11 protein-coding genes are annotated in these 13,121 nt (G+C 72.6%); 4 read left to right on the forward strand and 7 right to left on the reverse strand.

Annotated elements, in window-relative coordinates; genetic code table 11:
* Positions 1-29: 29 nt before the first annotated feature.
* Entirely contained in the window at positions 30-1,412 is a 1,383-nt protein-coding gene (locus RKD23_RS16585) for a helix-turn-helix domain-containing protein (protein WP_424854363.1), read from the reverse strand.
* Between the two features lie 213 nt (positions 1,413-1,625).
* Between RKD23_RS16585 and RKD23_RS16590 the strand changes: the two genes are divergently transcribed.
* Positions 1,626-2,360, forward strand: a complete 735-nt coding sequence (locus RKD23_RS16590; protein WP_424854364.1) for a DUF4232 domain-containing protein — start codon at positions 1,626-1,628, stop codon at positions 2,358-2,360.
* Here the strand turns inward: RKD23_RS16590 and hemB are convergent.
* The gene (hemB, locus tag RKD23_RS16595) at positions 2,354-3,352 is read right to left on the reverse strand and encodes a porphobilinogen synthase (RefSeq protein WP_424854365.1); all 999 of its coding nucleotides are present in this window, start codon (positions 3,350-3,352) and stop codon (positions 2,354-2,356) included. The genes RKD23_RS16590 and hemB overlap by 7 nt on opposite strands.
* A 356-nt stretch (positions 3,353-3,708) precedes the next feature.
* On the opposite strand from hemB, the gene RKD23_RS16600 reads away from it, so the two are divergent.
* A complete protein-coding gene (locus RKD23_RS16600) occupies positions 3,709-5,094 on the forward strand; it encodes an FAD-binding oxidoreductase (RefSeq protein ID WP_424854366.1) in 1,386 nt (461 codons plus the stop codon).
* 115 nt (positions 5,095-5,209) lie between these two features.
* On the opposite strand, the gene RKD23_RS16605 is transcribed toward RKD23_RS16600, so the two are convergent.
* The 5 genes from RKD23_RS16605 to RKD23_RS16625 all read right to left on the reverse strand — a co-directional run bounded on the left by RKD23_RS16605 (position 5,210) and on the right by RKD23_RS16625 (position 10,914).
* Positions 5,210-6,913, reverse strand: coding sequence for a uroporphyrinogen-III synthase (locus RKD23_RS16605; protein WP_424854367.1), 1,704 nt, complete (start codon positions 6,911-6,913; stop codon positions 5,210-5,212).
* Positions 6,910-7,869, reverse strand: a complete 960-nt coding sequence (gene hemC / locus RKD23_RS16610) for a hydroxymethylbilane synthase (protein ID WP_424854368.1) — start codon at positions 7,867-7,869, stop codon at positions 6,910-6,912. The genes RKD23_RS16605 and hemC overlap by 4 nt, the downstream gene beginning before the upstream one ends.
* Complete coding sequence (locus RKD23_RS16615) at positions 7,866-9,566, reverse strand: glutamyl-tRNA reductase (RefSeq protein ID WP_424854369.1); 1,701 nt, start codon at positions 9,564-9,566, stop codon at positions 7,866-7,868. Before RKD23_RS16615 ends, hemC begins: the two co-directional genes overlap by 4 nt.
* On the reverse strand, positions 9,563-10,321 hold the full coding sequence (locus tag RKD23_RS16620) for a redox-sensing transcriptional repressor Rex (RefSeq protein WP_404044140.1): 759 nt from the start codon (positions 10,319-10,321) through the stop codon (positions 9,563-9,565). The genes RKD23_RS16615 and RKD23_RS16620 overlap by 4 nt, the downstream gene beginning before the upstream one ends.
* A 308-nt stretch (positions 10,322-10,629) precedes the next feature.
* Positions 10,630-10,914, reverse strand: coding sequence for a glutaredoxin family protein (locus RKD23_RS16625; protein ID WP_424854370.1), 285 nt, complete (start codon positions 10,912-10,914; stop codon positions 10,630-10,632).
* Between the two features lie 94 nt (positions 10,915-11,008).
* Between RKD23_RS16625 and RKD23_RS16630 the strand changes: the two genes are divergently transcribed.
* Complete coding sequence (locus RKD23_RS16630) at positions 11,009-11,920, forward strand: HAD family hydrolase (protein ID WP_424854371.1); 912 nt, start codon at positions 11,009-11,011, stop codon at positions 11,918-11,920.
* 413 nt (positions 11,921-12,333) lie between these two features.
* Positions 12,334-13,110, forward strand: coding sequence for an ECF subfamily RNA polymerase sigma factor, BldN family (locus tag RKD23_RS16635; RefSeq protein ID WP_424854372.1), 777 nt, complete (start codon positions 12,334-12,336; stop codon positions 13,108-13,110).
* Positions 13,111-13,121: the final 11 nt, after the last annotated feature.

The following is a 13,121-nucleotide window of genomic DNA, read 5'->3' on the forward strand; positions in this document are numbered from 1 at the left end:
CTTTCATGATGTGGACTTGCGGCTACCGCTCACCGCGGTGTCGTCCCCTCGGGCACCCAGCCCTCGCCGCCCAGCGGGAACTCGTACGCGGGCCGCCCGTTGTTGCCGCTCGTGCGGAACGGCCGGCCCTGGTCGTCGACGGTGAGCGTGCCGTGCCGGCCGCCGGAGGACCAGCTCAGCACCAGGTACCAGCGCACGTCGTAGGCGGAGGCGTCGGCCTTGACGTAGTACACCTCCGGGTCGGACTCGCTCACCTTGAACGGGAAGTCCCGGTGTCCCGCGACCGGTTGCACGGCGGGTCGGGCGGCGTCCAGGGCCACGGTGAAGGACCGGACCGGCACGTCGCCGCCGCAGCCGACGCCGGGGTAGCCCATCGCGTAGTCGTTCCAGGCGAGCGGCGCGCTCCGGCCGGCCGTGCGCACGGACAGCCCGTCGACCACCACGGTCTCCTCGCCCGTCCCCTGCACGGTGAGCTTCACGTACTGCTCCCCCGAGGACACCGCCCTCATCGCCCCCACCCATGCGCTCGCGTTGTCCTCCACCGGCGGCGGGGACACCTCGTCCGGCTGTCCGTCGACGAGGTAGCGCTGGGAGCAGGGGTCCTCCCAGGCGTACGGCTCCGTCGTCACGGTCAGCGGCGGGCCTTCGGCGGCCGCGGCTCCGCCTCCGGCCGGGGCGGAGGGAGAGCCCGGGGTGGCGTCCCCGCTCGGCTTCCCGGCCGCGCCGGTAGGGTTCGCGCCCGGAGACGTGGTGGCGGAGGCGGAGGCGGACACCGACGCGGGAGCGGACGGGGCCGGGGAGGCCGGGGCCGAGCCGGACGCCGTACCGGCATGAGCCCCGCCTCCGTGCGACGCGGCCGCGACGGGGCCACGGCCCCCGCCGTCCTCCCCACCCGACGACGGCCCCACCGCCAGCGCCACCGCCCCGAACACGCCGGCGACGGCGATCCCCGCGCCGACGGCTACGGCGGTACGACGACGAGGGCGGGCCGGGCGGGATCCACCGGCCTCGCGGGCAGCTGGCGCGGACGGTGCGGTGGCCTCCTCGTCGTTGTCGACGGCCGGTGGCGCGGGCGCAGTTGTCTCCTCCTGTACGGCCGGTGTCGCAGGGGCAGATACCTCGTCGTCGACGGCCGGTGCCGGGCCCGCGGACGTTCTGCGCCCTCGCTCCGCGTCCGCCAGCACCCACCGCCGGTGCAGCGCGACCAGTTCCTCGGAGGTGGCCCGGCACAGGCGGGCGAGCCGTTCCACAGGGGCGTAGTCCGCCGGTACGGCGTCCCCGTTGCAGTACCGGTGCAGGGTGGACGTGCTCAGGTGGAGCCGCTTGGCCAGTGCGCCGTAGCTCAGTCCCGAGCGGACCTTCAACTCCCGCAGCAGCGCCGCGAAATCGGCCGCGGCCGTGCTCTCGGACACCTGTGTCTCCTCCCCCGTGTCCCGTCCCACCGTTCCAGGGGGCGGGTGTTTCCTCAGGTCAGACCCACTTCGGGCGTTCCAGCGTCCCGTGTCGGCCGCGCGGTGTGGCGGCCGGGACGAAGGCTCCCGCAAGCTCAGGTCATCCAAGCACGGCGCTCCCGTTCTCCGGTCGAGCGGCCGTCGCAACTCACCTGCACCGCAAAGGAATCAGCCATGCGCACACGCCTGCTCGCCACCGTCGGCGCCGCCTTGACCGTGCTCGCCCTCACGGCGTGCGACAACGGCGAGGGAACCCGGGACGAGGGCGCGGCCGGATCGACGGCCACGGCCCCCTCCACCGCACCGGGCACACAGCAGCCGGCGACGAGCCCCGGCACGGGCGGGGCCGGCGACGGGGACGGGGGTGGCAAGGGCACGGGCGGCGAGGGCGCCGACTCCCCTGCGCCGAGCGGCGCGGGCGAGGCGGCCGGCTCGGCCGACTCGGGCGACTCGGCGGACGCGAGCGGCGAGGCCGACACCGGTCTCGTCCCCTGCAACGGCGCCACCACCAAGGTCACCGCCCAGCCGGTCTCCCGCCCCCTCAACCACATGCTGCTCACGGTCGAGAACACCGGGAGCAGGCCCTGCCACCTCACCTACTACCCGGTCCTGCGGTTCGACGAGATGCAGTGGGTGCTGCGGGCGGCCGAGGAGACCAAGCCGCAGGCGGTGCCGACGCTGGCCCCCGGCGAGTCCGGCTACGCGGGCGTGCTGCTCTCCGCGGCGGACGGCAGCGGCCAGGGCGGCAGCACCGGTCACCGCCTGACGGTCGCGTTCCAGGGCGCGACCCCGAACAGCAGCGGCGGTGCCTCGGCGACGCCGCCGCTGCCCGCGCGGGGCGTGTACTACGACAGCGCGCTGACGGTGACGTACTGGCAGAGCGACCAGGACACCGCGCTGGCCTACTGACGGCCCAGCATCCGGGCGGCCTCGGTCGCCCAGTAGGTGAGGATGGTGCGCGCGCCGGCCCGCTTGATGCCGGTGAGCGTCTCCAGGATGGCCCGGTCGCGGTCGATCCAGCCCTTCTCGGCGGCGGCCTCGATCATCGAGTACTCGCCGGAGATCTGGTACGCGGCCACGGGGACGTCCACGGCGTCGGCGACCCGCGCGAGGATGTCGAGGTAGGGCCCGGCCGGCTTGACCATCACCATGTCGGCGCCCTCCTCCAGGTCCAGGGCCAGCTCCCGCAGGGACTCGCGGACGTTGGCGGGGTCCTGCTGGTACGTCTTGCGGTCGCCCTGGAGCGAGGAGCCGACGGCCTCGCGGAAGGGGCCGTAGAAGGCGGAGGCGTACTTGGCGGTGTACGCGAGGATCGCGACGTCCTCGCGCTCGATCTGGTCGAGCGCGTCGCGGACGACGCCGATCTGGCCGTCCATCATGCCGCTGGGGCCCACGACGTGGGCGCCTGCGTCGGCCTGGACCTGGGCCATCTCGGCGTAGCGCTCCAGGGTGGCGTCGTTGTCGACGCGGCCGTGTTCGTCGAGGACACCGCAGTGGCCGTGGTCGGTGGTCTCGTCGAGGCACAGGTCGGACATGACGAGCAGCTCGTCGCCGACCTCGGCGCGGACGTCGCGGATGGCGACCTGGAGGATGCCGTCGGGGTCCGTGCCCGGGGTGCCGAGGGCGTCCTTCTTCGACTCCTCCGGCACGCCGAACAGCATGATCCCGGAGACTCCCGCCTCCACGGCCTCGACCGCGGCCTTCTTGAGGCTGTCCCGCGTGTGCTGCACGACGCCGGGCATCGCCGTGATCGGCACGGGCTCGCTCACGCCCTCCCGTACGAAGGCCGGCAGGATGAAGTCGGCGGGGTGCAGGCGCGTCTCGGCGACCATCCTGCGCATGACGGGAGTGCCCCGCAGTCGCCGGGGCCGCGTACCGGGAAACGATCCGTACTTCGTCATGTCCCTAAGCTACGCCCGGCCGACGGGTGCCTTTGCCGACGCGGCGTCGGGTGCGGCGGGGCGCGGAGGGGGCTGCCGGGTCGATGCCGCCTGGCGTCTGCGGACCGTGGGGGGCCGGTCGCGCAGTTCCCCGCGCCCCTGAAGGCACACCCGCGGCGGGACGTCCAGCCGCACAGGCCACTCAGCTGCGGGCAATCGTGCCGCTGGGGCGGCACGGGTGGGCGCAGCGGCACCTCGTAGCGCCGAGCCGCGCGAACGCCCTGCCTCAGCCCCACCGACGTGCACCCGCGACGCTGCTCCCCCACATGCACCACACCCCCACCGGCGAGACCCTGGAATCACCAAGGGAGACCGCCATGACGAGCACACCCGATCTCTTCGCTCTCTCCGGCGTCAAGGGCCCGGTCCTGCGCCCCGACGACCCCGCCTACACGCCGGAGGTGACCGGCTTCAACCTGGCCGCCCCGCACACGCCCGACATAGCGATAGGCGCGCTGGACACCGACGACATCGTCGCCGCGCTGCGCTGGGCGGCGGCGACGGACACGCCTGTCACGGTGCAGGCGACGGGTCACGGCGCCAACTTCCCCGTGACCGAGGGCCTGCTGCTGAACACCTCGCGTATGACGGACGTCCGTATCGACCCCGGCACCCGCACCGCGACCGTCTCCGCGGGCGCGAAATGGCATGACGTCCTGGAGGCCGCCGCCCCGCACGGCCTCGCCGCGCTCACCGGCGCCTCCACCGGCACCGGCGCGGTCGGCTACACCGTCGGCGGCGGCCTCCCCGTCCTGGGCCGCGCCTACGGATACGCCGCCGACCTGGTCCGTTCCTTCCAGGTCGGCACCGCGGACGGCACCCTGCACCTGGCCACGGCGGAGGCGGAACCGGACCTGTTCTGGGCGTTGCGCGGCGGCAAGGGCAATGTGGGCGTGGTGACGGAGATGGTCACCGGACTCGTCCCGGTCCCCGAACTGTTCGGCGGCGGCCTCTACTGCCCCGGCGAGCACGCCGAGCCGTTGCTGCGCGCCTGGGCCGAGTGGACGGCGACCGTCCCGGACGAGATGGGCAGCGGGTACACCCTGCTGCGTCTGCCCCCGCTCCCGGACATCCCGGAACCCCTGCGCGGCAGATTCTGGGCGCGGGTCGTCATCGCCTGGCCGGGCGCCCCGGAGGCGGGCGAGCGGCTCATCGCCCCGCTGCGCACGGCCGCGCCGGTGACCCTGGACACCGTGTCCGTCATCCCGTACACGGCGATCGACAGCATTCACATGGACCCGCGGGACCCGCTCCCGGCCCGCGAGTCCTGCGCCCTGCTGACCGCACTGACGCCGGAGGCGATCACGGCGCTACTGCGGACGTGCGGCCCCTCGGCACCGCCCGGCTACCCGCTGCTGCTCGTCGAGCTGCGCCACATGGGCGGCGCGCTGGCCCGCCCCTGCGCGACCCCGGACGCGATCTGCTCGCGGGACGCGGAGTTCCTGCTGGAGTCGGTCGGCGTCCTGACGGACCCGGAGGCGGCGGAGGCCGTCGAGGCGGCCAACCACGACCTGTACACCGCGATGGCCCCGCACAGCACCGGCCTCACCATGGTCAACACCCACGGCCGCCCCGGCGACGCCCTGGACCGCGCCCGCGCCTGGACCCCAGAGGTCTACGACCGCCTGCGCCGCCTCAAGGCGACGTACGACCCGAAGAACCTCCTGCGCCACGGCCATACGGTCCCCCTGGCGGCGGCGTGAGGGCACAGGAGCACACAGCGGGGCGGGGAGCACCGGTGCACACAGCGGGGGCGGGGCGCCCCGAGGAGCACCCCGCCCTGATCACCGTGTGCGACGCGCCGTCAGCGCATCGGCGTCACGTGGCCCGGCGTCTGCGCGCCCCCGGCCTCCGCTCGCTCGGCCGCGTCACCGGATCTCCGGCCTCCACGGCGGCAGCCCTCCGCTTCATGCCGAAGTCGGCGAGGGCCTCGGCGAGCTTGTGGACGGACGGCTCGGGAGCCATGACGTCCACGCGCAGGCCGTGTTCCTCGGCGGTCTTGGCCGTGGCGGGGCCGATGCAGGCGATGACGGTGACGTTGTGCGGCTTGCCCGCGATGCCCACCAGGTTGCGCACGGTGGAGGACGACGTGAACAGCACCGCGTCGAAGCCGCCGCCCTTGATCGCCTCACGGGTGTCCGCCGGCGGCGGCGAGGCACGCACGGTCCGGTAGGCGGTGACGTCGTCGACCTCCCAGCCCAGCTCGATGAGCCCGGCGACAAGGGTCTCGGTGGCGATGTCGGCGCGCGGCAGGAAGACACGGTCGATCGGGTCGAAGACCGGGTCGTACGGCGGCCAGTCCTCCAGCAGACCGGCTGCGGACTGCTCGCCGCTGGGGACGAGGTCGGGCTTCACGCCGAAGGCGATGAGGGCCTTCGCCGTCTGCTCGCCCACCGCGGCCACCTTGATGCCCGCGAAGGCCCGGGCGTCGAGGCCGTACTCCTCGAACTTCTCGCGGACGGCCTTGACGGCGTTGACCGACGTGAAGGCGATCCACTCGTAGCGGCCGGTCACCAGGCCCTTGACCGCGCGCTCCATCTGCTGGGGCGTGCGCGGCGGTTCGACGGCGATGGTCGGCACCTCGTGCGGGACGGCGCCGTAGGACCGCAGCTGGTCGGAGAGCGAGGCGGCCTGTTCCTTGGTCCGCGGGACGAGGACCCGCCAGCCGAACAGCGGCTTGGACTCGAACCAGGACAGCTGGTCGCGCTGGGCGGCGGCGCTGCGCTCACCGACCACGGCTATGACCGTGCGGCCGCCGTCGGGCGAGGGCAGCACCTTGGCCTGCTTCAGGGTCTGCGCGATGGTGCCGAGGGTGGCGCACCAGGTGCGCTGACGGGTCGTCGTACCGGCGACGGTGACGGTCATCGGGGTGTCGGGCTTGCGGCCCGCCGAGACCAGCTCGCCGGCGGCGGAGGCGACGGAATCCAGAGTGGTCGACACGACCACGGTCCCGTCGGACGCCCCCACCTCCGTCCAGCACCGGTCGGACGCCGTGCGCGCGTCGACGAAGCGGACGTCCGCGCCCTGCGCGTCGCGCAGCGGCACACCGGCGTACGCGGGTACGCCGACGGCGGTGGCGATGCCGGGGACGACCTCGAAGGGCACGCCGGCCGCGGCGCAGGCGAGCATCTCCTCGGCGGCGTACGCGTCGAGTCCGGGGTCCCCGGACACCGCACGTACGACCCGCCTGCCGCCCCGCGCGGCCTCCATGACAAGATGTGCCGCATCCCGCGCGGCGGGAGCACCAACGGTTGTTGACGCAGCGTCAACGACCGTCTGCTGAGGCGTGCCCGCGCCCGGATTCGGGTCCGGCGAGGGATCCGTGTCCGTGTTCACGACGGAGACGCCCGGCCTGGCGTGCGTCCGTACGACGTCGAGCACCTCGTGCTCGGCGACGAGGACGTCCGCGTTCGCCAGCGCCTCCACGGCGCGCAGGGTCAGCAGTCCCGGATCCCCGGGTCCGGCACCGAGGAAGGTGACGTGCCCGTGTTCCGGACCGGCGGGAAGGGTGGTGGGGCTCACTGTGCTTGCTCCCCCATCAGACCGGCCGCGCCCTGGGTGAGCATCTGGGCCGCGAGTTCACGGCCGAGTGCCACTGCCTGGTCGTGCGTCTCGGGCACGGGACCGGTGGTGGACAGCTGCACCGTACGCGTGCCGTCGGTGGTGCCGACGACGCCGCGCAGGCGCATTTCCTTGACAATCTGCCCGTCGGCCAGCAGGTCGGCCAGCGCGCCCACAGGGGCGCTGCAGCCGGCCTCCAGGGCGGCGAGCAGTGACCGCTCGGCGGTGACGGCGGCCCGCGTGAACGGGTCGTCGAGTTCGCCGAGCGCGGCGATGAGGGCAGCGTTGTCCGCGGCGCACTCGATCGCCAGGGCCCCCTGGCCGGGGGCGGGCAGAACGGTGTCGACCGACAGGAAGTCGGTCACCTCGTCGGCGCGGCCGATCCGGTTGAGCCCGGCGGCGGCCAGCACGACGGCATCCAGCTCGCCGTCGTGGACGTACCGGATGCGCGTGTCGACGTTGCCGCGGATCGGGACGGTCTCGATGTCCAGGCCGTGGGCGCGGGCGTACGCGTTCAGCTGCGCCATGCGGCGCGGCGAACCGGTGCCGATCCTTGCCCCGCGAGGCAGGTCGGTGAACTTCAGGGCGTCCCGGGCGACGATCACGTCCCGCGGGTCCTCGCGCACGGGGATCGCGGCGAGCGCCAGTTCCTCGGGCTGCGCGGTCGGCAGGTCCTTCAGGGAGTGCACCGCGAAGTCCACCTCGCCCCTGAGCAGCGCGTCGCGCAGGGCGGTGACGAACACGCCGGTGCCGCCGATCTGCGCGAGGTGCTCGCGCGAGACATCGCCGTACGTGGTGATCTCGACGAGCTCGACGGGCCGTCCGGTCACCTGGCTCACGGCGTCCGCCACCTGCCCCGACTGGGCCATGGCGAGTTTGCTGCGCCTTGTCCCCAGCCTCAGTGCCTTCTCACTCATGCTGGCCCTCGGTTCTTCTCGGTGCTGTCCTCGGCGCGGGAGACGGAGGCCACCGTCTCCTGGTCGAGGTCGAACAGGGTCCTCAGGGCGTCCGCGTACCCGGCACCGCCGGGCTCGGCGGCGAGCTGCTTGACCCGTACGGTCGGCGCGTGCAGCAGCTTGTCCACGACGCGCTTGACGGTCTGGGTGATCTCGGCCCGGTGCTTTTCGTCGAGCCCGGGCAGCCGCCCTTCGAGGCGGGCGATCTCGCCGGCCACGACGTCGGCGGCCATGGTGCGCAGGGCGACCACGGTCGGGGTGATGTGCGCGGCCCGCTGGGCGGCGCCGAACGCGGCGACCTCGTCGGCGACGATCCGCCGCACCTGGTCGACGTCGGCGGCCATCGGCGCGTCCGCGGAGGCCTCGGCGAGCGACTCGATGTCGACCAGACGCACTCCGGCGAGCCGGTGCACGGCCGCGTCGATGTCGCGCGGCATCGCCAGGTCCAGCAGGAACAGGCTCGGCTCGGGCCGCGGTGCCTCGGCGACCGGCTCGGGCTTGCGCCGCTCGGGGATACGTCCGACGGTGGCCGCGGTCGCGGCGAGCGCGGTGATCAGCTCGGCGTCGGCCTCGGGCGTGCGCCGGGCGCCCTCGCGGCGCACGGTGCCGGTGCCGCTCAAGGCCCAGGCCGCGTGCTGCTCCAGCGTGGCCGCGTCCATCCCGGCGACGGCGGCCTCTCCCATGACGGAGAAGCCGGGCTGTACGGCGGTGAGGTCGAGCGGGCAGTTCTCCTCGACGGCGGGCTGGCGTACGTCCGTCCGCGCGGCCGGCAGCATCCGGGGGTACTGCTCGGCGATCCGCTCGGCGGGCGCGCCGGTGCGGTCCTCGACGGCGGAGGCGACCGCGTCGGCGGTCAGCACGAGTCCGGTCGCGCCGGTGCAGGACACCGCGACATCGGCACGTGTCAGCTCGGCCGGCACCGACTCCATCGGCACCGCGCGGGCCACCACGTCGCAGTCGTCGGCGACGTTCAGGATCTCGGCGAGGCGCTCGGCCCGCTCGAAGGTGCGGTTGGCGACGACGACCTCGGCGACCCCGGCCCGTGCCAGGGTGGCCGCGGCCAGCGAGGACATCGAGCCGGCGCCGATGACCAGCGCCTTCTTGCCCGAGGCCCAGGAGGGGACGTCGCCGCCGCGGGCGAGCTGCTCCAGGCCGAAGGTGACCAGGGACTGCCCGGCCCGGTCGATGCCGGTCTCGGAGTGGGCGCGCTTGCCGACGCGCAGGGCCTGCTGGAACAGGTCGTTCATCAGCCGGCCGGCGCTGTGCATGTCCTGCGCGCGGGCCAGGGAGTCCTTGATCTGGCCGAGGATCTGGCCCTCGCCGACGACCATCGAGTCCAGCCCGCACGCCACCGAGAACAGGTGGTGCACGGCCCGGTCCTCGTAGTGCACATAGAGATACGGAGTGAGTTCGTCGAGTCCGACACCGCTGTGCTGGGCGAGGAGCGTGGACAGCTCGGCGACACCCGCGTGGAACTTGTCCACGTCGGCGTACAGCTCGATGCGGTTGCACGTGGCCAGCACCGCGGCCTCGTCGGCCGGTTCCGCGGCGACGGTGTCCTGGAGCAGCTTGGTCTGGGCGTCCGCGCTCAGCGCGGCCCGCTCCAGCACGCTGACCGGGGCGCTGCGGTGGCTCAGCCCGACGACGAGGATGCTCATGCCGGCATCACGGCGGGTACGTCCCCGTCGGGCCCCTTGTCGGCGGACTCCTTGCGGGTCGCGGCGGGGACGCTCGCCTCGGCGGCGCTCTCCTCGCCGGCCTTGCGCTGCTCGTGGAAGGCGAGGATCTGCAGCTCGATGGAGAGGTCGACCTTGCGTACGTCGACGCCGTCCGGGACGGACAGCACGGTCGGCGCGAAGTTCAGGATGGAGGTGACCCCGGCGGCCACGAGCCGCTCGCAGACCTGCTGGGCGGCGCCGGCGGGGGTCGCGATCACGCCGATGGACACGCCGTTGTCCTGGATGATCTTCTCCAGGTCGTCGGTGTGCTGCACGGGGATGCCGGCGACGGGCTTGCCCGCCATCGCGGGGTCGGCGTCGATGAGCGCGGCGACGCGGAAGCCTCGGGAGGCGAAGCCGCCGTAGTTGGCGAGCGCGGCGCCGAGGTTACCGATACCGACGATCACAACCGGCCAGTCCTGGGTCAGGCCCAGTTCCCGGGAGATCTGGTAGACGAGATACTCGACGTCGTAGCCGACACCTCGGGTGCCGTAGGAGCCGAGGTAGGAGAAGTCCTTGCGCAGCTTCGCGGAGTTGACCCCCGCGGCGGCCGCGAGTTCCTCGGACGAGACCGTCGGCACCGAACGCTCGGAGAGCGCGGTGAGGGCGCGGAGGTACAGCGGAAGCCGGGCGACGGTGGCCTCGGGAATCCCTCGGCTACGGGTCGCCGGTCGGTGAGTTCGGCCAGTTGCCACGGTGCTCCTGCGGGTAGAGCGGGGCTGCAGGCGGTCATACGTCCCCAGACCGCCCCGTCGACAGCAGGCTATGTCTTTGTGAACGCGTGCACAAAGATGGTGTCCGATTTGCCCGGCCAACGTGACCGGGGTCACGCGCCCCCGGCGCGCGTCCGGGGAACCGGCGCCTACGCACCGTCGTTCCTTCTGTCTTGGGGGCAAAACCGCACACTCTCCTCAACGATCCATGCCCCCGAGACCAGCTCGCCGTCGATCCTAAGCGACTTTTCGGACTACTTGTACTGGCCGGTCAGTGACTTACGGCTCTCCTACGACTCTTCGAGCGCCCGTCGCAGACGCTCCTCGTTCACGCGCCAGAAGGTGTGCTGCTCGCCGTCGACGAGCACCACGGGGATCTGCTCCCAGTACTGCCGGTGCAGTTCTTCGTCCTGGGTGATGTCCTTCTGCTCCCAGGGCACTCCGAGTTCCCCGCACACCTTCTCGATCACGGCCTGCGCGTCGTCGCACAGATGACACCCCGGCTTGCGGACGAGAGTGACGAGATGGTCCTGGGGAGAGCGGCGGGCCCTGCCGCGGCGGAAGAGGGGGCTCATACGAGTCATTGTTCAACGTCGCGGCCGCGAAGAGTTCACGGCGCCGGAACCTGGCGGGTCCGAAGCCACCGAACAAACTGGCTATGCTCACGCCATGGCCGCTCTCGGATGGCTCACTCCCCGTAGGCGCTCCGCCACGGCGCGGAGCGTGTTGGCAGGCGAGGCCTCGGCGGAGGCCGCGCGCAAGTCCGTGCCCGAGACCGCGAGCGAGGAACCGCAGTTCCCGGTCGTCGGCGACGACAAGGCCGCGGCGTTCTTCGACCTCGACAACACCGTCATGCAGGGCGCCGCCCTGTTCCACTTCGGGCGGGGCCTGTACAAGCGGAAGTTCTTCGAGACACGCGACCTCGCCCGCTTCGCCTGGCAGCAGGCCTGGTTCCGGCTGGCCGGCGTCGAGGATCCCGAGCACATGCAGGAGGCGCGCGACTCGGCGCTGTCCATCGTCAAGGGCCACCGCGTCTCCGAACTGCAGTCCATCGGCGAGGAGATCTACGACGAGTACATGGCCGAGCGGATCTGGCCCGGCACCCGCGGCCTGGCCCAGGCCCACCTCGACGCCGGCCAGAAGGTCTGGCTGGTGACGGCGGCCCCGGTGGAGATCGCCCAGGTCATCGCCCGCCGCCTGGGCCTGACCGGCGCGCTGGGCACGGTCGCGGAGTCGGTCGACGGCGTCTACACGGGCAAGCTGGTCGGCGAACCCCTGCACGGCCCCGCCAAGGCCGAGGCGGTCCGCGCCCTGGCCGCGGCGGAGGGCCTGGACCTCTCCCGCTGCGCCGCCTACAGCGACAGCCACAACGACATCCCCATGCTGTCCCTGGTCGGCCACCCCTACGCCATCAACCCGGACACCAAGCTCCGTAAACACGCCCGTCAACTCGACTGGCGTCTACGCGACTACCGCACCGGCCGCAAGGCGGCGAAGGTCGGCATCCCCGCCGCGGCGGGCGTCGGCGCGGTGGCCGGCGGCACGGCAGCGGCAATCGCGCTCAGCAGACGCCGCCGCTAGGGGAGCGCCCCTTAAGGGGCGCGGGGAACTGCGCGAGCACCCCGCACGGTCCGCGCTCGCGAGACGGCGGGCATCACCCCTCGCCGCTGCATGCCCGCGCAGCGAAACGCGCCCAATCCAACGGACGTACCCGTCCGAGCCCCTGTCCAGTCACCTTGTCCGCGCACTGCCACAACACGCCCTGGTTCCACCCGGAATCCGAACCGATTCGATCAACAACCTGTCACTCTCCGGCAGTTGATCGAGCGTCAATCGGTTACAGAAGCGACGTAATCGATGATTTGAGCAACTCGGTGTAGCAGTGCCTGCACGAAGCGTTATTCTCCTCAGACGCAAACCGGTACCCCTCCGTCGCTACGACGGGTGAACGGTCCCGCACTGCACGTGATGGAAGCTCTGCCTCTGGGAGTCCCGTGTACCCACACGTCGGGGTTGACGCCTCGGGCCTGGCTACGCTGCGCGCAACGGTCCTCGACCTGTTGCGCGGCTTCGTCCCCACCGCGTACGCCGTCCCCGCCTTCGCCGCCGCCGCGCCCGTCGGCCCGTGCTACGCACTGGCCGAGGGCAGCGCCGCGGTCGGCAGACGCGGACGCTCCGCCGGCGCGGCCGCCACCACCGCACGCCGGCCTGCCGCCGACAGCGACAGCGCCCGCATGATGGACCTCGTCGAGCGCGCCCAGGCCGGCGAGGCCGAGGCGTTCGGCAGGCTCTACGACCAGTACAGCGACACTGTGTACCGGTACATCTACTACCGGGTCGGGGGCAAGGCCACCGCCGAGGACCTGACCAGCGAGACCTTTCTCCGTGCCCTGCGCCGCATCGGCACCTTCACCTGGCAGGGCCGCGACTTCGGCGCATGGCTCGTCACCATCGCCCGCAACCTCGTCGCCGACCACTTCAAGTCCAGCCGCTTCCGGCTGGAGGTCACCACCGGCGAGATGCTCGACGCCAACGAGGTCGAGCGCTCCCCGGAGGACTCCGTCCTGGAGTCCCTGTCGAACGCCGCGCTCCTGGACGCCGTACGCCGACTCAACCCCCAGCAGCAGGAGTGCGTGACCCTGCGCTTCCTCCAGGGCCTGTCCGTCGCCGAGACAGCCCGGGTCATGGGCAAGAACGAGGGCGCCATCAAGACCCTCCAGTACCGCGCCGTGCGCACGCTCGCCCGGCTGCTCCCGGACGACGCCCGCTGACCGCACCACCC

Origin of the sequence: Streptomyces sp. SAI-170, assembly GCF_049739565.1 — a bacterium.
Classification (GTDB): domain Bacteria; phylum Actinomycetota; class Actinomycetes; order Streptomycetales; family Streptomycetaceae; genus Streptomyces.

Bases quoted from the DNA above. Each gene is read 5' to 3' on its own strand.
- RKD23_RS16590 (WP_424854364.1), top strand. From the start codon at position 1,626: ATGCGCACACGCCTGCTCGCCACCGTCGGCGCCGCCTTGACCGTGCTC.
- hemB (WP_424854365.1), bottom strand. From the start codon at position 3,352: ATGACGAAGTACGGATCGTTTCCCGGTACGCGGCCCCGGCGACTGCGG.
- RKD23_RS16600 (WP_424854366.1), top strand. From the start codon at position 3,709: ATGACGAGCACACCCGATCTCTTCGCTCTCTCCGGCGTCAAGGGCCCG.
- hemC (WP_424854368.1), bottom strand. From the start codon at position 7,869: ATGAGTGAGAAGGCACTGAGGCTGGGGACAAGGCGCAGCAAACTCGCC.
- RKD23_RS16615 (WP_424854369.1), bottom strand. From the start codon at position 9,566: ATGAGCATCCTCGTCGTCGGGCTGAGCCACCGCAGCGCCCCGGTCAGC.
- RKD23_RS16625 (WP_424854370.1), bottom strand. From the start codon at position 10,914: ATGAGCCCCCTCTTCCGCCGCGGCAGGGCCCGCCGCTCTCCCCAGGAC.
- RKD23_RS16630 (WP_424854371.1), top strand. From the start codon at position 11,009: ATGGCCGCTCTCGGATGGCTCACTCCCCGTAGGCGCTCCGCCACGGCG.